Source organism: Thermorudis peleae (assembly GCF_000744775.1).
Taxonomy (GTDB): Bacteria; Chloroflexota; Chloroflexia; order Thermomicrobiales; family Thermomicrobiaceae; genus Thermorudis; species Thermorudis peleae.
In genome coordinates, this window is record NZ_JQMP01000001.1 from 390,234 (window position 1) to 414,608 (window position 24,375).

The window sequence follows — 24,375 nt, forward strand, 5'->3', positions numbered from 1 at the left end:
ACTTTCCAGCCCAATAGTGAAGCGACTGGCAAAGCCCGCCAAAGCTGCCCGCTCACCTGTGAAGCGGGCGGTATCCGTTTTCGTTTTGCCACCAACGCAAGCGGGCTGAAGGGGGTGACAGCGGAAGGATTACCGAGCAACGCGTCCAAAAGGTCTACCCCAGCCGGCGTACACATGCCAACGGGAAGGGGCGCGGCGACTGCGCCGGCGTTGTCGTTGTTCTGTCCGGTGTCATCAGCATCGTCAGTCCAGGGTATGCCAACGCTGTGCCGCTTTCAGGCGACGCAGCTCGTCTTTGCATACGCACATGCATGGACAGGAGGCGTTTGTGAAGGATGAGCAGAGAGGAACATGCGCGAGAACGCGCAGGACGTGAGGGAACAATGAGCTTAGTTGAACGGTTACAAGAGTACCGGGCTGAAGAAGAGCAGCTGAAGTGGGAAGGGACGTTTGCTGATTACTTCGAGCTCGTGCTGCACAACCCCCAGATTGCCCAGCTTGCACACGCCCGGATCTACAACATGATCATGGACGCTGGTGTCGAGGAACTCCCGGATGGTCGCGTACGCTACAACTTCTTCGCCGACGAGATTTTTGGTCTTGAGAAACCACTTGCCCAGATTGTTGAATATTTCCGCTCTGCAGCCCAGCGCTTAGAAGTCCGCAAGCGTATTCTCTTGCTCATGGGTCCGGTCGGCGGCGGCAAGTCGACGATAGTTGCCAAGCTCAAGCGCGGGCTGGAGCGCTACACCCGAACCGAACGTGGTGCAGTTTACGCCATTAAAGGTTGTCCAATGCACGAAGAGCCGCTCCACCTGATCCCCGAAACCTTGCGTGACGAGGTGATGCGCGAGTACGGCATTTATATCGAGGGGGAGCTCTGCCCATGGTGCCGCTTCCAGCTGGAGCAGGCCGAGCGCAATGAGCGGCATCCGTGGAGCCGCCCTGGGCAGCCGTTCAGTGGGCGGCACGAAGATGTGCCAGTTGTGCGCATCGCATTCTCGGAGAAACACCGCATTGGCATCGGCACCTTCACGCCCTCTGATCCAAAGTCGCAGGACATTGCAGAACTGGTTGGCAGCATCGATCTCTCAACTATCGGCGAGGTCGGTACAGAGTCTGATCCCCGCGCCTATCGCTTCGACGGCGAGCTGAACATCGCTAACCGCGGGCTCGTCGAGTTCATCGAGATGCTTAAGGTCGACGAACGCTTCCTCTATGTGTTGCTGACACTTTCACAGGAGCAGAATATCAAGACTGGCCGCTTCCCGATGATCTATGCTGACGAGGTTGTCATCAGCCATACCAACGAGCACGAGTACAACGCATTTGTCGGCAATAAGCGGAGTGAAGCGCTGCAAGACCGGATCATTTTGGTCAAAGTCCCCTACAACTTGCGTGTCTCAGATGAGGTTCGCATCTATCAGAAGCTACTACGCCAGAGTGCGATCCGTGACGTCCATATTGCACCGGGAACCCTCGAAACCGCTGCCACGTTCGCGGTGCTCACTCGGCTGGAGGAGAGTAAGAAAGCCGGGATGACGCTTATGAAGAAGCTCAAGCTCTACGACGGCCAAGCTGTCGAGGGCTACACGCCTCAAGATGTCCGTGAGTTACAGGAGGAAGCTGTTCGCGAAGGCATGGACGGGATCTCACCCCGCTACGTCATTAACCGCATCTCGGCTGCCATCGTCCGCGACGGCGTGCAGTGCATTAACGCGATCGATGTGTTGCGCAGCCTGCGCGACGGCCTGGAGCAACATACGAGCATTACTCGGCAGGAACGCGAGCGCCTCCTCAACCTCATCGCTGAAGCGCGACGCGAATATGATGAGTGGGCCAAGCGGGAAGTGCAACGTGCTTTCGTCTACTCGTTCGAGGAATCGGCCCGGACGCTGCTCAATAACTACCTCGATAACGTCGAGGCCTACTGCAACCGCACCAAGGTCATTGATCCGATTACCGAAGAGGAGATGGAGCCAGACGAACGACTGATGCGCTCGATCGAAGAACAAATCGGTATCACCGAGAACCAGAAACGGCAGTTCCGTGAAGAGATCCTGATCAAGATCTCCTCACTCGCCCGGCGCGGGCAGAAGTTCGATTACACCTCACATGAGCGGCTACGCGAGGCAATCGAGAAGAAGCTCTTTGCCGACTTGCGTGATGTCGTCAAGATTACGACGTCGACGAAGACGCCAGACCCCGATCAGCTTCGCCGAATCAACGAAGTGGTTGACCGGCTTGTGCAGCAGCAGGGTTACTGCCCGGTCTGCGCTAACGAGTTGCTCAAGTACGTTGGGGCGTTGCTGAACCGTTAGACGTAAGCAGCCGGCGCATAGGGGGCGAAGACGATGACAAGCGTTTTCCTCACGCGTGAAGACTGGTCACTCCACCGTAAGGGGGCAATTGACCAGGCTCGCCATATGCAGAAGGTTAAGGAGGCAATCAAGCAGAACTTGGCTGACATCGTCAGCGAGCAGTCAATTATCACGAGCGACGGGAAGAAAGTCCTGCGTGTCCCAATTCGCACGCTCGAAGAATATCGCTTTCGCTTCGACCCCGACGCTGGGAAGCAGGTTGGCCAAGGCCAGGGTGGCACGCAGGTTGGCGATGTCGTTGGCCGGGTCGGCCAAGGGCAAGGGCCAGGACAAGGCTCGCGGGCTGGTGATCAACCCGGCATCGACTACTACGAAGCTGAGGTGACTGTCGACGAGCTGGCTGAGTTGATCTTTGAAGATCTCGAGTTGCCAAACTTGGAAGAAAAGCGCCTGCGTGAACTTGAATCAGAGACCGTGCGCTTCACTGACATCCGCAAGCATGGCCCCTTCGCCAATCTCGACAAGAAGCGCACTATTCGTCAAAACATCGTCCGCAACGCCAAGCTCGGCAACCCGCGCTTCGGAGGGCTGAAAAACGACGACCTGCGGTTCAAGACCTGGGAACGTGACATCAAACGCGAATCGAACGCAGTCGTCATCGCCATGATGGATGTTTCCGGATCGATGGGGCCGTTCGAGAAGTATGTTAGCCGGGCTTTTTATTACTGGATGGTTCGCTTCTTACGGACTCGCTATGATCATGTCGAAATCCGCTTCATTGCCCATCATACTGAGGCCAAGGAAGTGACGGAGGAGGAATTCTTTACCCGAGGGGAGAGCGGCGGCACACGCGCCAGCTCTGCCTATGAGCTGGCGTTAGCGCTCATCGAGCAACAGTTTCCGCCGGACTCATGGAACATTTACCCGTTCCACTTCTCAGACGGCGATAACTGGCCATCGGACAACGACCTCTGCCGCAAGCTTGCCGAAGAGCTTCTCGCCCGTTGCAACCTCTTCGGCTACGGAGAAATCCGGCAGGGGCGCTATGCCTACCAGAGCACGTTGATGCACACCCTGGAGCGGATCAACAATCCGAAGCTCGTTACCGTCATCATTACTGAGAAGACCGATGTCTACCCCGCCCTCCGCAAGTTCTTTGGCCCTGAGGCCCGACGGGAGGCAAGCCATGCCTGAGCAGAGCGAGCATGCGCTAGTCGAGCTCGAGCGACGGATTGCTCAAGTGTGGGAGATCGGCGAACGGCTCGGCCTGCGTCCCTTCCCGACTCACTTCGAACTCGTCCCGGCAACAGTCATGTACGAAATTGGTGCCTATGGCATGCCTGGTCGCTTCTCCCACTGGACACACGGCAAGGCATACCAGGTACAGAAGACACTCTATGACTATGGTCTAAGTAAAATCTACGAGCTGGTTATCAATACGAACCCCTGCCACGCCTTTCTGCTTGAGACCAACACGGTGCTTCAAAACACGCTGGTGGCTGCACATGTGCTGGCGCACAGCGACTTCTTCGCCAATAACGCGTACTTTGCCCGCACGTCCCGCCGCATGCTTGACACTGTTGCCCTGAATGCCGAGCGGATCGAGCGCTACGAGTTTGAACATGGGCGAGAGGAAGTGGAAAAGCTTCTGGATGCTGCCTTAGCTATTCAAGAGCACGTCGACCCAAGCCTTGATGCAATTCGTGAGGCTGCCGCTGAACCGACTAGCCCGCCACTGACGCCCTATGACGACCTTTGGCGCTATGATGCGCCTTCATCCTCTGCACCCACCCACGCTACCCCCGAGCAGCGGCGCAAGCGCATTCCGAGTGAGCCCGTCCGCGACTTACTCAAGTTCATCCACGATTACTCCCCCACCCTTGAGGACTGGGAACGCGACGTTGTTGCGATTGTGCGGGCGGAGATGTGCTACTTCTACCCGCAGATCCAGACAAAGGTGATCAACGAAGGCTGGGCATCCTACTGGCATGCTCGCATCATGCGTGAGCTTGACCTCACGCCCGAGGAGCACGTCGAATTTGCCCGTCTTCACGCTGCCGTGCTTCAGCCTTCGCCACGCCGGCTCAACCCGTATCACCTTGGCTACACCATCCTTTGCGATATTGCTCGGCGCTACGGCGAAGACACACTCTTCCTCGTCCGGGAAACTGAAAACGACGTTTCTTTCATTCGAAATTACTTAACCAAAGAACTCGTCGACGAACTTGACCTCTACCTCTATGAGCGGCAGGGAGATGACCTGGTCGTGGTTGACAAAGATTGGCAGGCTGTCCGCGATCGGTTGATTGCCGAACTTGGCGGCAATCATATCCCGGTGATCCTCGTCGAGGATGGCGACTATCACGGCAACCTCGAGCTCTATCTCCGACACGCCTGGGATGGACGCCCACTCGATTTGCCCTGGGCCGCCAAGACCTTAGAACACATCTACAGGCTTTGGGGCCGGAAGGTCTGGCTCGAGACCCGCATTGACGATACTCGGCTGATTCTGAGCTATCATCCCCGCGAGGGGCATAAGCAGATGCGGGAATGAGCAGCATTAGCCTTCGGTCAGATCGCTGGCCCCCAGAGGAAAAGTGCGATCATCGCCCCGACGCAGAGGTAGGAGCCGTAGGGTAAGAAGTCGTGGCGCGAGCGCAAGCGCAAGGCAAGCTGACCCAGTCCACTGATGGCGGCCAGTGCCATGCCCAGAATCAGCGTCGGCATAACCCAGTGAACGCCAACGAACAGCCCAATAAGCCCAGCGAGGAAAATATCGCCCGCGCCGAGTGCAGCACGTCGATACAGCAGAAGCCCAATGACGAAGAACAGGCCGAATAACGCTGTTGCGAGTATCCCTCCCGCCAGCGCACGCAAGACAGCGCCAAGCGAGTCAAACGCTGCCAACAGCAAGGCGAGCGCACCAGCAGGTACGAGCGTGACCGGATAAATCTCGTGTCGCCGCCAGTCCATCCAGAGGATTGGCAAAAGCCACAGCGAGAACAGCGTAACCGCCAGCGCCTGTACGCTTATGCCATAGCGGAGGAACGCTCCAGCGGCGAGCGCAGCCCCAAGCCAGCGCACTGTGTGGAAGCTCCATGGTAACGGGGTACCACACGTGCGGCAGCGGCTTGCCCAGATAAGCCATTGTGCAGTGGAGGTAACCGGTTGACCACAGCGGGCACAGAGGGGCGCACCGAACATCGGCGCATCAGCTGGAAGCCGGGTGACAATACCCGCAGCGAGTCCTCCAGCCGCATAGCCAACTAGAAAAGCGAGCGCAGCAACAAACCCCAACGTGACGCTTGGCCCCATGACTACTCCTCACACTACCAAGCCAAGCATGAGATGGTTTGGTGAGCAATGGGACAAACGTCACTGCTAGCCGCGGGCATCACGGGCGGCTTTAGCCGCGGCCCACATGACAGCGAGTGGCGGTTCCTGACCAGTCCACAAGCGGAACGACGCGGCTCCCTGGTGCACAAGCATCCCAAGGCCATCGATCGCGCGCAGGCCACGCGAGCGGGCAGCCTGCAGCAGCAGTGTGTCACGATAGGTCAAGTCATAAACGGTGGCATGCGTGGGCAAGGCAGCAAGCAGCGTAAGGTCGAGCGGCGCGCTGGCACCATCCCAGCCGACGCTCGTCGCGTTGACGAGCAGATCGGTCGACATTAGGACATCGGCAAGCCGCTCGTCAAGCGGTACAGCCTGACCGCCAAGCTCACTTGTTAGTGCCTGTGCTCGGGCAAGCGTGCGGTTTGCAACGACAACTGAGCGGCAACCGGCCTCAGCGAGTGCGACGAGCACGCCGCGCGCAGCTCCACCAGCGCCAAGTACAGCGACACGCACATCGGCTGGCTCGATTCCTACTTCATACAGCGACGCGAGAAACCCCGGCACGTCCGTGTTTTCTCCGAACAGTCGGCCGTCTTCCTGCCGGACAATCGTGTTCACTGCGCCTGCGCGTTGGGCACGCGCACTCGCGACATCGACATACGAGAGTGCGGCTACTTTATGCGGCACGGTGACGTTCGCACCGAGGAATGTCGGGTGGCGCAGAGCGGCAATGCGCGCAGCCAACGCCTCTGGCGGCGTCGGCCATAGCTCATAGCGAACCGGCAGGCGAAGCGCGTCGAATGCCGCTTGCTGGAACGCTGGCGAGAGGCTATGCGCAACTGGATAGCCGATCAACCCGACACGCTGCATCACCGCCCCTGCACTTTATTAATGTTCTTGACATGCTCATCGTACGTTGCGGCAAAGAGGTGCTCACCCGATCCATCACCCTTGGCCACAAAGTAGAGATAGTTGGTCTGCGCTGGGTTCAACGCAGCCTCGATGGATGCCAAGCTAGGGTTGCAGATCGGTGTTGGTGGCAACCCAGTTGTCTTATACGTGTTGTAGGAGCTGTTCACTTTGTCAATGAGCTGCGGCGTTACCGTTGGCCACCAGTTACCTGCGCTGCCAGCCGCATACTGTACCGTCGGATCCGACTGCAGCGGCATCCCCTCCTTGAGTCGGTTGTAAAACACGGAGGCGATAATCGGGCGTTCTTGGTCAACCGCTGCTTCCCGCTCGACAAGTGATGCGACCTTCAACACGTCATAAAAGCTGCGGTTCAGCGCCTTGGCCTTGCTGCGCTCCGCAGCCGGCACACGCTGACCGAAGTTCTGCAGCATCGTCGTAATAATGTCATCGACGCTGGCATCAGCGCGGAACTCGTAGGTGTCGGGGAAGAGGTATCCTTCAAGACTGGCGCCGTCCGGAAGGTCGGACAGGAAGTCGAACTGCGCCTTCCATTTGTTTGTGTTCTTGATTGCGCTGAGAAATTCATCCGGCGAGGCAATGAGCCCGACTTCAACAAGCTTCTCCGCATACTCTTCGGCTCGCCAACCTTCCTGGAATCGCACGCGCACTACTTGCACTTGCTCGGGAGTTGTAAGCGCATGAATGATCTGACTGACCGACATGCCCTGATAGAGCACATAGCGACCAGCTCGGATCTTAGTGTCTGCGTTGGCCAGACGGATACGGAACTTGAAATAGGTGGTCGAGCGAATCAGCCCGGCGTCGTGCAGACGGTTCGCGATGCTATCGACCGTCTCATCCGGCTGAATCGTGAACACAACCGGCTGCCCGACAGTGGCGTTGTTCTGTTCCAGATATCCAGCCAGGGTGCGTTGTGTTGTCACGACCACCGCGACAGCCAGGACGAGCACGGCGGCGAGTTTGAGGGCTTGTACCATGATCCTGAGCAACGAGATCGCCTCCCTGCTTGCAATCCGGCTTTCGGACCGGCCGCCGAGAGTCTACCAGTGACACTGCAACCCGGCAAGCCGCTCCTGGCCCTCGTTGGGCCAACAACAGTCGGCAAGACGGCTACTGCCATCTGGCTCGCTCAGGAGTTCAATGGCGAGGTTGTCTCAGCCGACTCCCGCTACCTCTACCGCGGAATGGACATTGGGACAGATAAGCCTTCGCCGGCTCAGCGTCAAGCCGTTCCACATCACTTGATCGATATCCTCGACCCACGCGATGAGTACTCGCTCGCACTCTACCAGCGTGATGCCTATCGAGCAATCACTGATATCCAAGCGCGCGGGAAGCTGCCAATCCTTGCCGGAGGCACCCCCCTCTACATTCGAGCGGTGCTTGAGGGATGGCGTATCCCACCAGCGCCGCCCAACCCTGCGTTACGGGCAGCACTCGAGGAGCGGGCACGCCGTGAGGGTCCCGAAGCGTTGCACCGAGAGCTGGCACGTGTTGACCCAATCGCAGCAGCTCGAATCCCGCCGAGTAACGTCCGCCGTGTTATTCGCGCGCTCGAGATCTTCACGCAGACTGGCCAACCAATGACGGCACTTGAGGGGCGACAGCCACCCCCCTGGCGCATACTGATCATCGGGCTTACGCTGCCTCGCGATGAACTGTATCGTCGCATTGACGAGCGCGTCGATCGGCAGATTGCCCAGGGGTTGGTCGACGAAGTCCGGGCGCTGCTGGAACAGAACGTTCCCCCGACTGCTCCAGCACTGTCTGCGCTTGGCTATCAACAGATCGTTGCTTACCTCCAGGGGCACTTCACACTTGAAGAAGCGATTGCACGCATCAAATTTGATACGCATCGCTATGCTCGCCACCAGCTTACCTGGCTGCGCCGCCTCCCGCATGTGCAATGGGTTCGGGTTGACCAGCCAGGCTGGGAAGCGCAGGTCCGCGCGCTCGTTGCCACATTCCTCGCTGGACTGCCAACAGAGCAGAAAACCGCTCCCATCGGCCCCGACGTAGATCGAAGCGGAGATCACCGCAGGGGCGTGGTGCAGTAACCGGCAACCCGCTCGACGCAGGCCTCGCGCGTGGGGAGGAGGGCGCGAAACTCGGCGGTGGCGAGCCATTTGCCGGCTAGGCACGTGAGGAGGCACGAGAGGACGGCCAAAGGTGGCCGTCCTCTCGTGTTTGCTGATCGTCGATCCCTCGTGGGTGTAGCGAGGGCGTGTTTGGCATCCTTTCACATGGCGGGGTGTAACGACTTCCCCGCTCAGAAGAGGCATTGTCAATGGCGACTCGAGACCATCAGCTGCCCGTCGTGCTCGATCCTGACCATGTAGCTCGTGTACAGCAAGCGCTGCTTGCTTGGTACGCTGCTGGGCACCGTGACTTGCCTTGGCGGCAAACGCGCGACCCGTATCGCATTCTTGTCTCCGAGATCATGCTCCAGCAGACGCAGGTCGAGCGCGTTATCCCCAAATACCATGCCTTCCTCGCACAGTTTCCGACGGTCGAAGCCTTAGCACGAGCTCCACTCGCCGATGTTATCCGCGCATGGGCTGGGTTGGGATATAACCGTCGCGCGCGCTACGTGCACCAGGCTGCACAGGCCGTCTGTGAGCAGTACGGTGGCGAATTCCCACATGACCGGGCCGAACTTGAACGCTTGCCAGGTGTTGGGCGTTACACCGCTGGCGCAATTGCATGCTTTGCCTTTGAACAGGACGTCGGCTTTTGGGACACGAATATCGCGCGGGTGCTGCACCGAGTCTTCGTCGGGCCCGAGATACCTCGTCGCCAGCTGACAGCACGCCAGCTTGATATGCTTGCGGATGCACTCGTGCCGCCTGGCCGCGGTTATGACTGGAACCAGGCGCTGATTGAACTTGGCGCTGTCCAGTGCACAGCGCGGCGCCCAGCCTGCTTGACGTGCCCCCTACTGGCCATGTGCCGTGCGGCACCATCAATGCAAACCGCACTCGCACAATCGCAGCAGCGCCGAGAATCTGTTCCCTTTACCGAGACCACTCGCTACTTTCGCGGCCGTATCATCGCTGCATTACGAGCGCTGCCACCTGGCGCAGCGCTTGACCTGAACCAGCTTGGCCCACGTGTCCATCCGGCGTTCACGCCAGAGCGACTCCCTTGGCTGCGACAGCTCGTCGATGGGCTGGCTCGGGATGGACTTGTCGAAGTCGCTGAACCGGCAGCCATGTATGATGCTGGTACCGACGACGGCATAGCGGATGACGCGGTGCGTGTCCGTCTTCCAGGCACATGATCGAAGCGAGTTTGTGAAACCCCTCGCAATCTTTCGCGACATCTGGTAGGCTTAGGGGTGGCAACATACTATGCGTCGGAGGAAGGAGCGTGAACTCCGTGGCACGGAAGCAGCAACCAACCGCAGTTGCGACGACGATTGAGCGCGCGCCGCAGGTCTCCTATGAGGTCGGTGATTATCGTTACGGTGCAGGGTTTCTCGTCTTTGTGACAGTTGTAGCAATCCTCTTCCTGATCCTCTTTGCAACAGTGCTAACTGGGCTGTTGACCCACACGTCAATCTACAAGGTCTTCGGCGTTACGCTCTAACGCCTCTTCCGTCAACACAACGAGACAAGTACACGGCCGGACAATCTATCCGGCCGTTTGTGTTGCTGACGAGGCAAGCGCGGTCAGGCGACGCGCTGGGCAACGCGACCAGAGAGGCGCACCCAGGCCGGCGGTGTTTGCTCGGCGTCGAACTCGATACGCAGTCCACGCGCGTAGCTGTTCATGATGAGGAAGGTGTGTGGGCCGATCGGCACAGCGTGGAACGGTGGCTGCGGCCGCTCTTCGTGGCTCAGCCAGTCGATCGCTGTCACGTTGAGACGAAGAGAGCCCGCGGTAGGAGTGACCGTCACCCGGGCAAGCGGATAGTGATAGGTTCCAGCAAAACGCGCCAGTTCGGCTTCAGACATCGTGATAAGCGCTGGAGCACAGTCCTGCAGGCCGAGCCATTCGGCTAACAGCCAGCGCTCAAACTCGCGGTACATTGTGCTGCCGAGTACGTGATTGGTGAGGATCGCCCAAGCACATCGCCGTGCCGGCACCAGCACAAGATGTGCCTCAAAGCCGCTTGTCGAGCCACCATGGCCGACGAGTCGCTCGCCATCAACAGTCCAAAGCGCCCAGCCAAGCCCATAGTGCTCCGCCCATCCGCCCGCTACCGTCTGCTGCTCCTGCATGTGTTGGACCATCGTGCTAGAGAGGACGTCATCGTTCGGCGTAAGTCCAAGATGGAATGCAGCAAACCGGAGCAAATCGCGCACTGTGCCGATGATGCCACCAGCCGGGTTGACGCTGCGCGGCAAGGCGTAGCGCCGCACGACGTTACCTTCGAGACTGTGGCCGACGGCAACCGGATAGGCGATCGCCTCATGGGCAAAGAACGTGCTCTCTGTGAGATGCAGCGGCTCAAAAATGCGCTCACGCATCACCGACTCAAATGGCTGGCCGGTCACCACCTCGATGAGGCGTCCGGCGAGCGAAAAGCCGCTATTGCAATAACTCCACGTCGTACCGGGAGGATAGAGCTGAGGCAGGGTGTGCAGGCTGTCAACGTAGCGTGCTAAGGCATCGTCGCCAATACCGAAATCAGCGAAATAGTCGCCAAGGATGCCACTCGTGTGCGTCAGCAGGTGACGCAGCGTCAGCACCTGTTGTGCATCCGCATCGCTCAGCCGCAGCTCAGGCATGTAGGTTGTAATGGGTTCGTCGAGCGCGAGCTGGCCACGCTCAACGAGCTGAAGGGCAAGCGTTGTGGTGAAGATCTTGCTAATCGAGCCGATCTGAAAGCGCGTGTCCGAGCGAGTTACGCAGCCAGTTTCGCGACTCGCCACTCCATAGGACACAAGAAGGGGCTCCTTGCCAGCGTCAAGTAGCCCGACAACGGCGCCAGGTACCCCGTAGCGTGTACACGCAGCTGCAAGAGCGTGTTCGAGTCGTGCCTGGTCGATCACGTTTGCTCCTCTCCCACTGGTTCTGTGCTCTCTTGATTTCACCGAGCAGCTGGCGGCAGCGCAAGGGTTTTTGGCAAGCGTTAGCTACCATCCTCGCCTACCAGGCCGACCAGCCACCATCCACTGGAAGCGTTACTCCGGTAATCAAACTAGCGGCATCAGAAGCCAGGAAGACGACCGCGGCTGCCACTTCGTCTGGCGTACCCAGCCGCCCGAGTGGAATTCGTCGGAGCACCTCTTCACGAAAGCCGGGGATGCGCTCAAACATCGGCCGGGTCAGCGGGGTCTCAACGAAGGTTGGCGCAACACAATTGACCGTAATGCCGTGTGGCGCCCATTCGATGGCCAACGCCTTCGTCATCAGCGCGACCGCGGCCTTGCTGGCACAGTAGGCCGTGCGTTGAATCCAGCCGACGATGCTCATGTCCGATCCAATGTTCACAATCCGGCCGTACTGTTGGGCAAGCATATACCGTCCGACGGCTTGACAGGCAAAGAACGTGCCTTTGGCGTTCGTGTCCATGATCGTGTCCCAGGCTTCTTCGGTCACATCCGTTGCCCATTGTGGGATGTTTAAGCCTGCGTTGTTGACGAGAATGTCGATCCGGCCAAAGGCTCCAGCGACAGCATCAGCCATGTACTGAACAGCTTGGACGTCGCGCACGTCGACTGCCAGCGGCATCGCCTGCCGACCACGTGCAGCAATCTCGGCACAGACCTGCTCAAGTCGGTCCAGTGAGCGGCTGGTTACCGCTACATCGGCGCCGGCTTCCGCAAGGGCAAGCGCGATGGTGTAGCCAAGTCCGGAGCTTGCACCCGTCACAATTGCTTTCTTGCCGTCAACGCGCATATCACGTAGTGCACGTTCCATCGAGCCCCCTTCCCTAACCGAATACCCAGACGCGTGAATAGAGAATTATGTCAAGTTTTGCATTGATCCTTGAGAACTTCCCAGCGCTGTGCCAGCTGAGCAACTGGGCACTCGAAGCAGCGAAGCTGGCGGCAGCCAGTTGTTGCGAGATGGAGCAGCCCTTGCTCAGCCCGGGCTGAGCGGATTGGCACATGCGCCGTGCCGCAGATTTGCTCCCGTACTTGCTGGATGCGCCGATTGCCTGCGCCAGCTGGTAGCTGCAGCCAGAGTTGACTTGCTGCCTCTCGAAGCTGGTCGTTGTCCGTCTGGTCGGCATAGGCAAGCGCGAACGGCACCACAGCATTCACGATTAGCTCATGTGCCCGGTCAGCCCCGAGATATGGACGAGCGGTAGCCAGCCAACGCCGCAGCGCGGCATGGGCATAGTCTGCTTGGACCGCATAGATGCATTCGTTGAGCAGCCCATGTTCACTGTGAGCAATCAACGAGGCCATGGCAAGCAACCGGCGTATAGGGTGATTGGTCGGCCGTTGGCGGTGGAGGCGCCATGCTGTTGGCGACAGCACGTGATAGCGGAGGTCTGCTGCTTCAGTCTCCCAGATATGTTCCACAGCCTGGAGTGTTGCCGGGGCAAGTTTGGCAAGCGCAGCATCGCGTGGGGCAAGCGGCAAAAAGCCGCCGACACCGAGCAGGTACGCGGCTGCCGCTGCCCAACGCTCTGTGTGAGGGTGGCGAGCTATGGCTCCTTCAATCCACGCCAACGGCAGTCGCTCGGCCAGAGCCTGCATTGGTGTTCGGTTGGCACTGTAGCCGAGGCCATCGAGCAACAGCGCGTAGAGCGTTTGTCCTGGGGAGTCAACAGTGAGCTGGCCGCTCACACGCGCGACTTTGCCTGCAAGACGTTCGTCACCAGCGGCTTCCCACACAGCAACCAGTGCCTCTGGAGCGTGCGCGGCAACAACCGGCGCACAATGGGTGAAGCCGAGGGCATCGAGCCGCGGCCACTCAGGGGAGACAAACGTGTCAAGCGGCCCAGCTAACTGGTGGGCCAGCGCTATGGTTGGCACAGACCGGCCAGCGCAGTCTCGCACTGGTGTGCCCAGGTCATCCCAGTAGATGACGTGCAACGCGACTCCACAGTAGTTTGGATCCCGGTCATGTCCGTGGGCGTACCACGCCGAAGCACGCACGTGCACTTCAACCGCGCCGCGTACCAGCTGACCGCCAATATCGAGCAAAGCATCGGCGAAGTCTGGGCCAGCTGCCCGTGTCCAGACACCTCGGTAGATAACACGCAACGGACGACCGTCGGTCAAATGTAGCGCCGGTGCAAGCCACTGTGCTTGCCATACTTCAACGACGCGCCGCTCATCGATCAGGAGCTGCGGTGCCTCATCAGCGAGCGCGGCCGGGTTGTGGATCTCCGGACAGTCGCTCATGGATGGGTAACCCGATAGGCTGGATCGTACTGTTCACCCTGCCGTGCCTCGTCAGGATGAGCCCGAACGTGCTCAGCCCAGTAAGCCGCGACTTCGCTGCCGGTTGCAAACCAGACATGTGGGAAGGTACGGATGAAATCGATCAGTTGTTGCAGCATCAGCACGCGTCCAGGTCGACCAGACAGCTGCGGGTGCATCGTCAAGTTGAACAGCCCGCCGTAGTGGTAGATGCCACGAAACTCTTCTTGCCAGGCTTGCAGGGCTGCTGCGGCTGGTTGGATCGGGCGGCTTGTGCGACCAGGCCCAAACAGGAAGAATGGGGCATCATCGAGCAGCCATTGGACAGGTAACTCGATCACCTCTGTGCCAGGATGCTTCCAGGGCAGGAAGTGACTCATCAAGTTTGATGAGTAGCGAAAGCCAGCGGCCGCGAGCAACTCCAGCGTGTGCGCCGAAAACCCCCACGCTGGTGAACGGTAGCCTTGAGGCGCTTCGCCCGTGATCGCGCGCAGGGCCTCAATGCCTTTCTGCAAGACCTCAGCCTCTTGTTCACGAGAGAGTTCCGTTGGTCGTTCGTGGAGATAACCATGGTGACCAATCTCGTGTCCCTGCTCGTGGATCGTTTCTACAATATCGGGGTGGTGCTCAGCTACCCAACCGGGGATGAAGAAGGTGGCACGAAGATTATTGCGGCGGAGCAGTTCGAGCAACAGCGGCGTGCCGACTCGGGCGCCATACGTGCCTTGGGAGAGCATGCCAGGCTTATCACGGTGCTCGAGCGATCCGGCCAACCAGAGGGTTTCAGCGTCGAGATCGAATGTTAGCATCACTGCGCACTGTGCGCCGTCGTACCAGCGGCCCATCGCCTTCCTCCCTTCGGCATGATTGGCCGATGAACCTAGCGGTATCGTAACAGCCAACAGCGAAAGACGCGAGCCTTGCAGTCTGAACCGCACTCTGCTAGGGTGAGCGCCGATGTGATTGGGAGGGGTATGCGACGCGTCCCAGCTTCAGCTGAACACGCTGCCAACACAACGAAACGTGGGGCCGGCCTATTACGCATGCTCCGGCTCTCCCAGGCATACCGGGCCCTCTGGCTGAGCACCGTCTTCACTCAGATTGCGCAATGGATGCTTCAAGTCTCGCTCGGCTGGCTTATGCTGAACTTAACAGATTCAGCGTTCTGGATCGGCCTCAATGGCTTAGCAAGTGGCGTACCGTTTTTGCTTGTTGCCTTGCCAGTCAGCCCGTTGCTGGATCGGGTAGACCGGCGGGCATTACTTATCGCTTGTCAAGCCAGCGCGCTGATAATCAGCCTCGGACTCGCCGTCGTGACCCAATTTGGTGCTATGCGCCCGTGGATCATCTTACTCGGTGCGTTTCTGAACGGCCTGGTGCTCGCAGTCAACAACACGGCCCGGCAGATTGTCGTGCCAGCACTCGTTCCGCGCTCAGGACTGCAGAACGCTATTGGCCTGCTCTCAGCCGGTCAGAACGCAACACGCATCGTTGGGCCGTCGCTTGCCGGGCCGTTGATCGCCGTGCTTGGCTCAGCTGGTGCACTCTTTGTCCAGGCTGGCTGCCTTACCGTCGCACTTGTGAACACCATGCAGTTGCCCCCGCTGCGCCCCGACGCAGCCGCCCGCAGTGCACTCCTTGACGACCTCGTTGAAGGCGTGCGCTATGTGCTGCGCCACGATAGCATCATTGGCTTGCTCGTGCTGGCAGCAGTGCCAACTGTTTTCGTCTTCCCCTATCTCCAGTTCTTGCCAATTTATGCCCGCGATCTCTTGCATCTTGGTGCTCGCGGGCTCGGCTGGCTCTACGCAGCCGGTGGCGTCGGTGCCCTGGCTGGCTCGTTGTTTGTGGCTGGAGCCGAGAGAGTTGAACGCAAAGGATGGTTTATCCTCGTCACAACAGTTGTCTATGGCGGTGTCATCATCCTCTTCGCGTACTCACATTGGACACTTTTGTCGCTCTGCTGCCTGTTCTGGGGAGGGTTTCTTGGCTCAGCCTATATGGCACTGAACAATACACTGCTTCACCTCAATGTAACCGATGCCATTCGTGGTCGGGTGATGAGTCTTTACATGATGACTTGGGGACTCTCCCCACTCGGGGCACTACCCATGGGCTACCTTGGCGCCCATCTCGGGGTGCCACATGCCATTGCCCTCGGTGCACTGCTCTCGTCGACCGTCACGGTCTTGGTTGCCGTTGCGATCCCGTCGCTGCGTACATTGCGCTAATGCGTTAGGACGTCTTATCCGTGTCGGCTGCCGGTGCTGGTGTGCCAAGCTTCAGCACATCACGAAGGTAGTCGCGGAGTGCGCTTGGATCATCCAGTGGCAGTTCGCCGACGGTGCGCCAGGTGCCTGGCTCGGTCTCGTAGGTGATCAAGGAGCCGTCTGTCCGCAAGAAGGCGATCTGTTCACCCGCCACAAGCTGGAAATAGTCGTACGTCCAGCCTTTGAGCAGGGCACCGGTCGCGAGGTACAGTGGGTGATATGCACCGTCGATCTGCTCTTCATCGACAAAGATCTCACGCGCGGCGACGAGCTGTGGGTAGTCGGCGATTAACCCGGCGACGACCCGATAAATCATCGGATACGCTGTTGCACGGCTATGGACACACGTCTCGTGGCTGCCTCGCTTCAGCGGCGGGGCTGGGACGACATAGAGCAGGCGTCGGATTGCCTCGGCCGGATCATTTGCGCAGAGCGTGCCAAGCGGCAGGCGCAGCGCGTTGCCGAGTGTATAGACTGGCGCGTCCTCTTGGCCAAGCCAGAGTACCCCACGGCTATCAGCTGGCTCGGTCGCATCGAGTCGACAGCTCACCCGACGGGTAAAGAGGAAGCGGTCCCAACCGGTCTCAGGATGATAGACTGGCAGCACATCGAGCCCAAGTGTCGGGAAACGGTGCTGCACAACAATGCTGGCGAGTGCCCAGCCAAGAGCATAGGCGAGCCGGTTTGGCGTAGCGAGTTCTGGCCGTTCAGGGTCATCGACAGCGATCTTCTGGGGCTGGAGCTCGGCATAGTGCTGATAGGCTCGGGTAATCAGATCAATCTCTGCGGCATCAATAGCGATCAGCTCAGGCATGACATCCTCCTCATCGCTCACTCCTGCAAGAGTCTACCAGGACCATGGCGTCTCGTGGCCGAGCGAAGAATGCGGTGCTCGGTTATACTGAGCCAAGGCATGGACGACGGGCGCCGTCTGCCCGTACGACGGAGAGTGGAGGTTAGGCCAATGGATGAGCGCTGGGCGGAGCGCTGGTCGCGACGTGGGAGGCTAGCAGCGGCAGCTGAGCGACCATCTCGTACGCCCCCGCCCGATATGATTTCGTTCGTCTATGGGGATCCAGATTGGGACAGCCTGCCGCTCGAAGATATGGCCGAGGCGGCGGAATACCTCGCCGAGCACCAGCGGCGTGATGCCCTCGGGTACCAGAACCCCATTCGACCTGATGAACTGAATGAATCACTGGCACAGAAGCTCGCGCGTGACCAGAAGATGCAGGTCTCGCCGGAGCAGATTCTGGTAACCACTGGGTCGAGCAGTGGGCTCGCGATGCTCTGCGATGCACTGATTGACCCGGGCGACGTGATCTTGCTTGATGCGCCGGCCTGGATGGGCGCTACTACGCTCTTCCGTCTCGCTGGTGCTGAGACGATCGGCATTCCGGTTGATGAGCACGGTGTCGACCCAGATCGTGTCGCTGCCGCGCTTGACCGCCTCGAGCGTGAGGGGCGTAAGCCGAAGTTTATGTACACCTTGCCGACGTTCCAAAACCCATCTGGTGTCGAGCTCAGCGTCGAGCGGCGACGTGCGCTGGCACAGCTTGCGGACGAGCGTGGGCTGCTCATCGTTGAGGACGACGCGTACTACGAGCTGCGCTTCCGCGGGGAGTATCCGCCGACACTCTTCAGCCTTGCTCAGCCCGGTTCCGTGCTGTATTGCGGTACGCTCTCGAAGACGATTGCCGCTGGGCTCCGGCTTGGCTACGTTGTTGGCCCAGCCTCAATCGTCGCCGCAATAGCCCGTGTCCGGCTCGACAACCTGCGCAACAGCTATGTTGCGGCACTAGCCGACTGGTATATCCGCACCGGTCGGTATCACCAGCATCTCGAGCGGTTGCGCGCGATCTACCAGGCCAAGTGCGAACGGATGCAGCAGGCACTCGCCCGCTCGATGCCGGCTGGGACGCGCTGGACACAGCCAAACGGCGGCTTCTTTATCTGGGTCACGCTCCCAGAGGGCGTAACGGCTGAAGGCATTTTGCCAGCCTGTCGTGAAGCTGGCGTTGACTTTATTCCCGGCCCAGCCTTCTATACCGACGGCAGCGGTGCTGCACACCTGCGCCTCTCGTATAGTGCTGTGACGCTCGAGCAGATTGACGAGGGGATCGCTCGGCTTGGCCGCGTCGTTGAGCAAGCGCTCGCTCACCCCAGTCCGGTCGCTGAATAGCGCTAGCAGAACCTGGTGAAGACAGGCGGAGGGGCTATATCCCTCCGCCTTTATTGTTTAGCGACGTCCCGTGCGTGTCCGACTCGTGCTTGGACGAGCAGGGGTCCGCCGGGCTGGCCGCCGCGTCTGAGAACGACGCAGGGCCGCGTGAATTGCCTGTGGCAAAACTCGCTCGAGTTGCTCGCTGTCGAGCTCCGCACTGCCGTAGTGCTCAAGCAGCCAGCGTACGACGTGGGCGACGAGGTGAGCTTCGAGCCGATGGCCAGCAGCAGCGACGTGTACAGCCACAGTCAGCAACACACTGTCTGGCAAGTCAGCGGCAACCAGTCGCTTGATTCGCCCGAGCAGCGCGCGTTGTGCTTCGGGATGCGCTGGTTGCCCTTGGAGAGCAAGGTGAGCCCCAAGCATTTGCCAGAGGTCTGTGTTGCGTCGTTGCCGATGACTTCGTTCACCGCGCAGCGCATTCACCAGTTCAGCAACCCGCTCAACAGTGATCGGCTTGCCAGCCTGGTGCAACGCGACGATCACTGGATCGACATGACGCGGCGAGACACGCCAGCCAGCTGCTTTGCGTACGGCACGGAGAAACTCAGGTGACCCTGGGATCAAAGCCTCGTCCGGAGCAGGCTGTTGCGGTTGCATGTTGAATGATAAGTTGTCCATCGTTGACAATACTCCCGTATACTGCCGCCAATACAGCGGCACACTGGTATACCCGCTGATTGTACCGCTGCCCATGGTGCGAGCGAGGAAGACAGTAAGGAGACGAGACGCGTGAAAGCCTACGCTTCGTACAGTTATTGGCTTGAGTCGTGTGGCGATGACCTGACGCCGCGCCCACGTCTCGATGGCTCGGTCGATGTTGATATTGCAATCCTGGGCGCAGGGTTTACAGGCTTGTGGACGGCTTACTATCTGTTGGAGCGCGACCCGTCGCTGAAGATTGCCGTGCTCGAACGGGACATCGCTGGCTTTGGCGCTTCTGGTCGCAACGGTGGCTGGGTCACGCCTGGCTTTCCGGTTTCGCTCGACGTACTCGCCCATCGCTACGGGCCTGAGACAGCACGCGCAATTGCCTGGGCAATGGTCGATGCTGTCCATGAGATTGGCCGTGTTGTCGAACGTGAAGGTATCGACGCCCACTACCATAAAGGCGGTGCACTGCGCATCGCACGAGGCTATCAGCAGTTGCCGAGCCTTGATGCTGCCTGGCGCACCTACGAGCAACTCGGACTGACCGATCTCTATGAACGCCTCGATGCACAAGCACTGCGCGAACGGATCCGTGTCACCCAAGCTGAAGGGGCTATTCTTGTTAAAGAATGCGCGGTCGTCCATCCAGGTCGTCTCGTACGCGGGCTGGCGCGCGTCATCGAGCGACGGGGAGCGGTCATCTACGAGCAGACACCAGTGCTCGATTATGTCACTGGTAGTGCACCACACTTCCGGACGCCATACGGTGACGTGCGCGCACGTGTGCTCGTCCTTGCTGGTGAAGCCTACCTTAGCCAGTTGCCGAAGCTCCGACGGACACTGATTCCGATTTACTCCTTAATTGTCCTTACTGAGCCATTACCACCGGATATCTGGGACGAGATCGGTTGGACGCAGCGTGAGTGCGTCGCCTCGCAGCGCTACACTGTCGACTACCTCTCCAAGACCCAGGATGGACGCATTCTTTTTGGTGGCCGCGGAGCCCCCTATCGTTTCGGCTCGCGTATTGCCGACGCCTATGATCGGCACGGGCCAACGCATGAGATGCTTCGGCAAATGTGCTACGCCTGGTTTCCGATCTTGCGCCTCAAGGGTATCCGCTTTACTCATGCCTGGGGCGGACCACTCGGTGTGCCGCGCGACTGGATGCCGACGATGCGTTATGACCCAGGCCAAGGGCTCGCGATCGCATGCGGTTATACTGGCCAAGGTGTCGCGACAGCAAACCTCTCTGGGCGGGTGCTAGCTGATTTGATCACTGGCCATGCGAGCGGTTTGACTCAATTGCCGATGACGAGTCATACCTTCCGTCTCTGGGAACCTGAGCCATTGCGTTGGCTGGGCGTCCGATTCGTTCAATGGGGCTATGAGCGGATTGACCGAACAGCCGAGCGCACTGGCAAGCCCCCGTCGGGACGCAGCCTGGCCGAACGCATCGCCGCGCACTAGTATCCCTGTTGCGCTAGGAGATCAAGGGCGGCTTCAAGTACAGCCTCAACTGGGACATCGGCCACGAAAGATTGGCCGCATGAGCACCCTCCGATACTGTGGTCAACGCCACAGGCTGGGCACTGAGTGCGCCATGCAATCACAGGCCGGTGTCGCAGACGGCTTGGCTGCCCCGCGGTGACCATGTTGAGGCACCAGTAGATGCCGACCGATGCAGCACCAACAGCAGCACCGAGATGCAATGGACCAGAATCATTCGAAACGAGGAGTGCACACCGACTCAGCAGGCCAACGAGGCCACCAAGTGAGAGGGCATCGCACAGGTTGCATGCTGGGGCGCGCATGGTTGTGCAAACCGTTTCGACAATCCCGCGTTCCGGCTTCGTCCCAATCACGGCGATTGCGAAGCCACGTTGAGCAAGCGCATCACCGATTGCCGCAAAACGCTCAGGTGGCCAACGGCGGTCAGGCGCGCCGGCACCTGGGTGGAGGACCACGAACGGAGAGCCAAGCCGGTCGATCACGGGCTGTGCCTCGGCAAGATCCGCAGCAGTGACGGCGAGCGATGGTGTAAGCGTCACTGGCTGGATGCCAAGTAGGCTGACTACATCAAGATAGCGGTGAATTTCATTTTGAAAATAAACATATGGAGCCCATCGATCAAGTGGCGGGGCATCGGCTGCTCGGAGGCCGATCGTGTAGCGTGCGCCGAGGCGCTGCACGAACGGGTTTGAATACCGTCCTCCCCCATGAAGTTGCAGTGCGAGATCAAAGTGCTCAGCACGCATAGCAGCAAAAAATTTGGCAAGTTCAGCAGCGTCTTCCTCAGCATCCGGCGCAACGGTAACACCACGAAATGGTGGAACCACAACGACACGATCGACTGGACTAGGACGATTCGTCAACAAGCTCGCATGCCAGGCTTTGCCAAGCAATACGATCTCCGCTTGGGGACAGGCTGCCCGCAAAGCGGCCAAGGCCGGCAACGCAAAACAGAAATCCCCAATACCATTAGCCCGTAAGACCGCGATCTTCTGAATGTCCTGCAGTGCAATCGGGAGAGGAGGGGTGTGCCTCTGCCCCATCACTGTTCTCCTTTCCGAGAGTTTGTGCTATCCCACGTACACTCCGCACTGGCGTCACATTGTTGGCTGTCGTGCTGTTTTCGGGCTGATCAGGTACAATCCGTTTGGATACAACATATACGCCATGGAACGATGCAAGGGGAGCCATGGGGATAGGGAACGGGCGTTTTCAACGTCTTGGGGAAAAACTTGTCGGGTTACTCGCACAGCGACTTGGCGCCCGCGTTGCACTGATGAACGAACGTGGCGAACTGATAGCCCAGGCCATAGCGGCTGAAGCAGTTGGGCTGCCGGGCGAGCAATCCGCAGAGTCGATAGCTGTGCCCATCGCCTTTGAGGGATGGTGTGGGCAATTGCTCGTCGAGCCGTGGGCTGGCGTCATGACAACACCTGGGCTATTGCTTCACCTCATTGTAGAGTTCGCGCTGAATTACTTGAGTTTAGTTGAGGATGTTGGGGGACAACGCGAGCTGCGCCATAAGTTCATTCACGATCTTGTGCACGGCACCCTCGCCGACGAGCAGGAAGCTTTGCGTCTTGGGCAGATGTTAGGTATTGATTTTAGTCCTCCACGCGCTGTCATGCTCATTGATGCGTCAGCCTGGCTCTTTGCCTCACATGAACGACCAGGTGAAATTGACGAAACCCAACTCCGCCGTCGAGTTCAGAGGGTGATTAGTGAAATTGTTGCCTTCTTCCACCTGCCGACAGACGCCATTTGTGGCTATGTCGGAGACGGAGAAATTGTGATTCTCAAGGCGAGTGCCTCACGTGACCTGCGGCCCTGGGTGGACCAAGGAGGGCCACACATGCTCAGTGACAGCTGGGCGAATGTCCGCGCTCTCAAGCGAGCTGCGTGGGAGCTGCTCCATAAGCTGCACGGTGAGAGTGGGTTGCCAATCAGCATTGGGGTCGGCCGATATTATCCTGGCATCCAAGGACTTTCGCACTCATATCACGATGCACGAGCCGCATTACGACTCGGCCTGCGGTTACATGGGCCAAATCGCGTCTACGCTCTTGATGACCTCGGGATGGCAGCATTCGTCGGCTCGGTCGATGAACATACGAAAATTGACCTTGCCCTTCATCTGCTCTCACCACTTGATCATGACCCAACCCTCATCGACACACTCAGAACGTTCTTTGCCGAGGACGGGCATATCTCACGCGTTGCCGAGCGGCTCCAAATTCATCGCAATACCTTGCGCTACCGGCTTGATCGCGTTACGGCACTGACCGGTCTTGATCCTCGCCGCTTCGATCAAGCCGTCCAACTGCGTCTGGCGCTCCTCATTCGCCAGCTTCACAGCACCGGGGCGTAGGCTGTGCATTTGCCCTCTTTTTCATGTTGGATGCCGAAATAAATTGAGCAAATGCCTGAAGCGCCACCACTCACATTTCGCTATTACATGAATGTCATGATCGCGCGAACGATCAACAAGCGCGAGGAAAGCTTGGGGGCACAATGGGCAGCCAGCCGGAGCAGGTACCACAATCGTCGCATTCCACTGACTACCAGCAGTGGCTAGCTCATGCGCTTGCCGCTCGCCGTCATGCAATCAGCCAAGCGCTTCAGATACTTGAGACACAAAGCGACCACTTGGCCATCGTGGTTGCCTGGCTTGTGCAGAGCCTACAACGAGGCAACAAAGTTCTCGTTGCAGGCAATGGTGGCAGTGCTGCAGCCGCCCAACATCTTGCGGCTGAACTCGTTGGCCGGTTCCGTTGCGACCGTTCACCCCTCCCTGCCCTCGCGTTGACCGCTGACACCGCCCTCATGACCGCACTTGCAAACGACTTTGGCTATCATCAGGTCTTCATGCGGCAGATCCAAGCCCTAGCGCATGAAGGCGATGTGCTGGTTCTCTTCAGCACCAGCGGTCGTTCGGAGAGCGTGCTCGAGGCCGCCCGGGCAGCGCGGTCTCGAGGTGTCATCGTTATTGCCTTTGTTGGTGGACACCCCTCGCCGCTCCATCACATTGCCCACATAACACTCTCGATGCCATCAAACGATACACCGGTAGTGCAAGAACTCCATACTGTGGTGACACATCTCGTGTGTGAGCTTGTCGAACGCGAACTCTCGGAGCGGGCACAATGATGCGACGGGCAATTTTCCTCGACCGTGATGGCACGCTCGTCGAACGACGACATTATCCCCGTCGTCCAGAGGAACTGTGCCTCTACCCAGGGATCGGCCCACTCTTACGCACAGCACAACAAGCAGGGTTTGCTCTTGTCGTCGTAACGAACCAGTCGGGCATTGCGCACGGCTACTTCACAATGGCTGATTTAGCCGCGATGCATGCTGGTCTTGCCCACGCGCTTGCAGCGTGGGATGTTCGACTCGATGGCATCTATGTCTGTCCACACCACCCCGATGGCATCATTGCACCATTTGCCATTTCCTGCACCTGCCGCAAGCCAGCCCCTGGCCTCTTGCTTCAAGCAGCTGAAGACCTCAACCTCACTCTCAACCATTCGTGGATGATCGGCGACATCCTAGCTGATATTGAAGCCGGCAAGCGTGTTGGATGTCGAACGATCCTTGTTGATCTCGACACCGAACCACTGCCTATTTCCTGGATACAGTCTCCTGATTACGTTGCGCGCAGTACGGTTCATGCACTGCAGGTGGTCTTGGCTGTTGAAGGGCTGGGGCCATGCGTCGAGCTCGACTACTGGCCTGTTCGCTGGACACGTACTCCGTCTGCGAACAGTGAACGCCCAATGGACGACGGGATGTGAGGATGCAAG

General features: G+C 59.1%; 22 protein-coding genes. 12 read left to right on the plus strand and 10 right to left on the minus strand.

What is annotated here, in order from left to right; genetic code table 11:
- The first annotated feature begins 383 nt into the window (after positions 1 to 383).
- Genes N675_RS01775 through N675_RS01785 form a run of 3 tightly spaced genes read left to right on the plus strand, consistent with a single transcriptional unit; the run spans position 384 to position 4,875 of the window.
- Positions 384 to 2,321 carry a PrkA family serine protein kinase gene (locus tag N675_RS01775; RefSeq protein WP_038037580.1) on the plus strand — a complete coding sequence of 646 codons (1,938 nt, stop codon included), beginning with the start codon at positions 384 to 386 and terminating at the stop codon, positions 2,319 to 2,321.
- A 33-nt stretch (positions 2,322 to 2,354) separates the two neighbouring features.
- The gene (gene yhbH / locus N675_RS01780) at positions 2,355 to 3,515 is read left to right on the plus strand and encodes a sporulation protein YhbH (RefSeq protein WP_038037583.1); all 1,161 of its coding nucleotides are present in this window, start codon (positions 2,355 to 2,357) and stop codon (positions 3,513 to 3,515) included.
- A complete protein-coding gene (locus tag N675_RS01785; protein ID WP_038037585.1) occupies positions 3,508 to 4,875 on the plus strand; it encodes a SpoVR family protein in 1,368 nt (455 codons plus the stop codon). The genes yhbH and N675_RS01785 overlap by 8 nt, the downstream gene beginning before the upstream one ends.
- Before the next feature lie 17 nt (positions 4,876 to 4,892).
- On the opposite strand, the gene N675_RS01790 is transcribed toward N675_RS01785, so the two are convergent.
- The 3 genes from N675_RS01790 to mltG all read right to left on the minus strand — a co-directional run bounded on the left by N675_RS01790 (position 4,893) and on the right by mltG (position 7,579).
- Positions 4,893 to 5,636, minus strand: coding sequence for a prepilin peptidase (locus N675_RS01790; protein WP_038037586.1), 744 nt, complete (start codon positions 5,634 to 5,636; stop codon positions 4,893 to 4,895).
- Positions 5,637 to 5,702: 66 nt separating this feature from the next.
- Positions 5,703 to 6,527, minus strand: a complete 825-nt coding sequence (gene aroE, locus N675_RS01795) for a shikimate dehydrogenase (RefSeq protein WP_038037587.1) — start codon at positions 6,525 to 6,527, stop codon at positions 5,703 to 5,705.
- Entirely contained in the window at positions 6,527 to 7,579 is a 1,053-nt protein-coding gene (gene mltG / locus N675_RS01800; RefSeq protein ID WP_038037588.1) for an endolytic transglycosylase MltG, read from the minus strand. The genes aroE and mltG overlap by 1 nt, the downstream gene beginning before the upstream one ends.
- Before the next feature lie 63 nt (positions 7,580 to 7,642).
- Here mltG and miaA point away from each other — a divergent pair, with 63 nt between their 5' ends.
- From miaA to N675_RS01815, 3 genes are all read left to right on the plus strand, one after another.
- Positions 7,643 to 8,647, plus strand: a complete 1,005-nt coding sequence (gene miaA / locus N675_RS01805) for a tRNA (adenosine(37)-N6)-dimethylallyltransferase MiaA (protein WP_156100797.1) — start codon at positions 7,643 to 7,645, stop codon at positions 8,645 to 8,647.
- A 230-nt stretch (positions 8,648 to 8,877) separates the two neighbouring features.
- Entirely contained in the window at positions 8,878 to 9,870 is a 993-nt protein-coding gene (locus N675_RS01810) for an A/G-specific adenine glycosylase (RefSeq protein ID WP_051913831.1), read from the plus strand.
- Between the two features lie 98 nt (positions 9,871 to 9,968).
- On the plus strand, positions 9,969 to 10,178 hold the full coding sequence (locus tag N675_RS01815) for a hypothetical protein (protein WP_038037589.1): 210 nt from the start codon (positions 9,969 to 9,971) through the stop codon (positions 10,176 to 10,178).
- 83 nt (positions 10,179 to 10,261) lie between these two features.
- Here N675_RS01815 and N675_RS01820 read toward each other — a convergent pair whose 3' ends face one another.
- The 4 genes from N675_RS01820 to N675_RS01835 form a co-directional block, all read right to left on the minus strand.
- The gene (locus N675_RS01820; RefSeq protein ID WP_051913833.1) at positions 10,262 to 11,587 is read right to left on the minus strand and encodes a serine hydrolase domain-containing protein; all 1,326 of its coding nucleotides are present in this window, start codon (positions 11,585 to 11,587) and stop codon (positions 10,262 to 10,264) included.
- A 97-nt stretch (positions 11,588 to 11,684) separates the two neighbouring features.
- A complete protein-coding gene (locus N675_RS01825) occupies positions 11,685 to 12,458 on the minus strand; it encodes an SDR family NAD(P)-dependent oxidoreductase (protein ID WP_156100774.1) in 774 nt (257 codons plus the stop codon).
- 50 nt (positions 12,459 to 12,508) lie between these two features.
- A complete protein-coding gene (locus tag N675_RS01830; RefSeq protein WP_081886766.1) occupies positions 12,509 to 13,897 on the minus strand; it encodes a DUF2851 family protein in 1,389 nt (462 codons plus the stop codon).
- Positions 13,894 to 14,760: a polysaccharide deacetylase family protein gene (locus N675_RS01835; protein ID WP_038037590.1), complete on the minus strand. Its 867-nt coding sequence runs from the start codon at positions 14,758 to 14,760 to the stop codon at positions 13,894 to 13,896. Before N675_RS01835 ends, N675_RS01830 begins: the two co-directional genes overlap by 4 nt.
- Positions 14,761 to 14,889: 129 nt before the next feature.
- Here N675_RS01835 and N675_RS01840 point away from each other — a divergent pair, with 129 nt between their 5' ends.
- Positions 14,890 to 16,146, plus strand: a complete 1,257-nt coding sequence (locus N675_RS01840) for an MFS transporter (protein ID WP_051913835.1) — start codon at positions 14,890 to 14,892, stop codon at positions 16,144 to 16,146.
- A gap of 4 nt (positions 16,147 to 16,150) precedes the next feature.
- Here N675_RS01840 and N675_RS01845 read toward each other — a convergent pair whose 3' ends face one another.
- Positions 16,151 to 16,999, minus strand: a complete 849-nt coding sequence (locus N675_RS01845) for a hypothetical protein (RefSeq protein ID WP_038037591.1) — start codon at positions 16,997 to 16,999, stop codon at positions 16,151 to 16,153.
- A gap of 150 nt (positions 17,000 to 17,149) precedes the next feature.
- Between N675_RS01845 and N675_RS01850 the strand changes: the two genes are divergently transcribed.
- Complete coding sequence (locus N675_RS01850) at positions 17,150 to 18,367, plus strand: aminotransferase-like domain-containing protein (protein ID WP_038037592.1); 1,218 nt, start codon at positions 17,150 to 17,152, stop codon at positions 18,365 to 18,367.
- A 57-nt stretch (positions 18,368 to 18,424) separates the two neighbouring features.
- Here N675_RS01850 and N675_RS01855 read toward each other — a convergent pair whose 3' ends face one another.
- Positions 18,425 to 19,030 carry a hypothetical protein gene (locus N675_RS01855; protein WP_038037594.1) on the minus strand — a complete coding sequence of 202 codons (606 nt, stop codon included), beginning with the start codon at positions 19,028 to 19,030 and terminating at the stop codon, positions 18,425 to 18,427.
- 111 nt (positions 19,031 to 19,141) lie between these two features.
- Between N675_RS01855 and N675_RS01860 the strand changes: the two genes are divergently transcribed.
- On the plus strand, positions 19,142 to 20,530 hold the full coding sequence (locus N675_RS01860) for an NAD(P)/FAD-dependent oxidoreductase (protein ID WP_038037595.1): 1,389 nt from the start codon (positions 19,142 to 19,144) through the stop codon (positions 20,528 to 20,530).
- Here N675_RS01860 and N675_RS01865 read toward each other — a convergent pair.
- Positions 20,527 to 21,615: a glycosyltransferase family 9 protein gene (locus N675_RS01865; RefSeq protein ID WP_051913837.1), complete on the minus strand. Its 1,089-nt coding sequence runs from the start codon at positions 21,613 to 21,615 to the stop codon at positions 20,527 to 20,529. The two genes, N675_RS01860 and N675_RS01865, sit on opposite strands and share 4 nt — an antisense overlap.
- A gap of 146 nt (positions 21,616 to 21,761) precedes the next feature.
- On the opposite strand from N675_RS01865, the gene N675_RS14405 reads away from it, so the two are divergent.
- The 3 genes from N675_RS14405 (at position 21,762) to N675_RS01880 (ending at position 24,366) form a co-directional block, all read left to right on the plus strand.
- A complete protein-coding gene (locus N675_RS14405) occupies positions 21,762 to 22,940 on the plus strand; it encodes a PucR family transcriptional regulator (protein WP_038037596.1) in 1,179 nt (392 codons plus the stop codon).
- A gap of 143 nt (positions 22,941 to 23,083) precedes the next feature.
- Positions 23,084 to 23,719: a D-sedoheptulose-7-phosphate isomerase gene (locus N675_RS01875; protein ID WP_051913839.1), complete on the plus strand. Its 636-nt coding sequence runs from the start codon at positions 23,084 to 23,086 to the stop codon at positions 23,717 to 23,719.
- Positions 23,716 to 24,366 carry a D-glycero-alpha-D-manno-heptose-1,7-bisphosphate 7-phosphatase gene (locus N675_RS01880; RefSeq protein ID WP_051913841.1) on the plus strand — a complete coding sequence of 217 codons (651 nt, stop codon included), beginning with the start codon at positions 23,716 to 23,718 and terminating at the stop codon, positions 24,364 to 24,366. The genes N675_RS01875 and N675_RS01880 overlap by 4 nt, the downstream gene beginning before the upstream one ends.
- Positions 24,367 to 24,375: the final 9 nt, after the last annotated feature.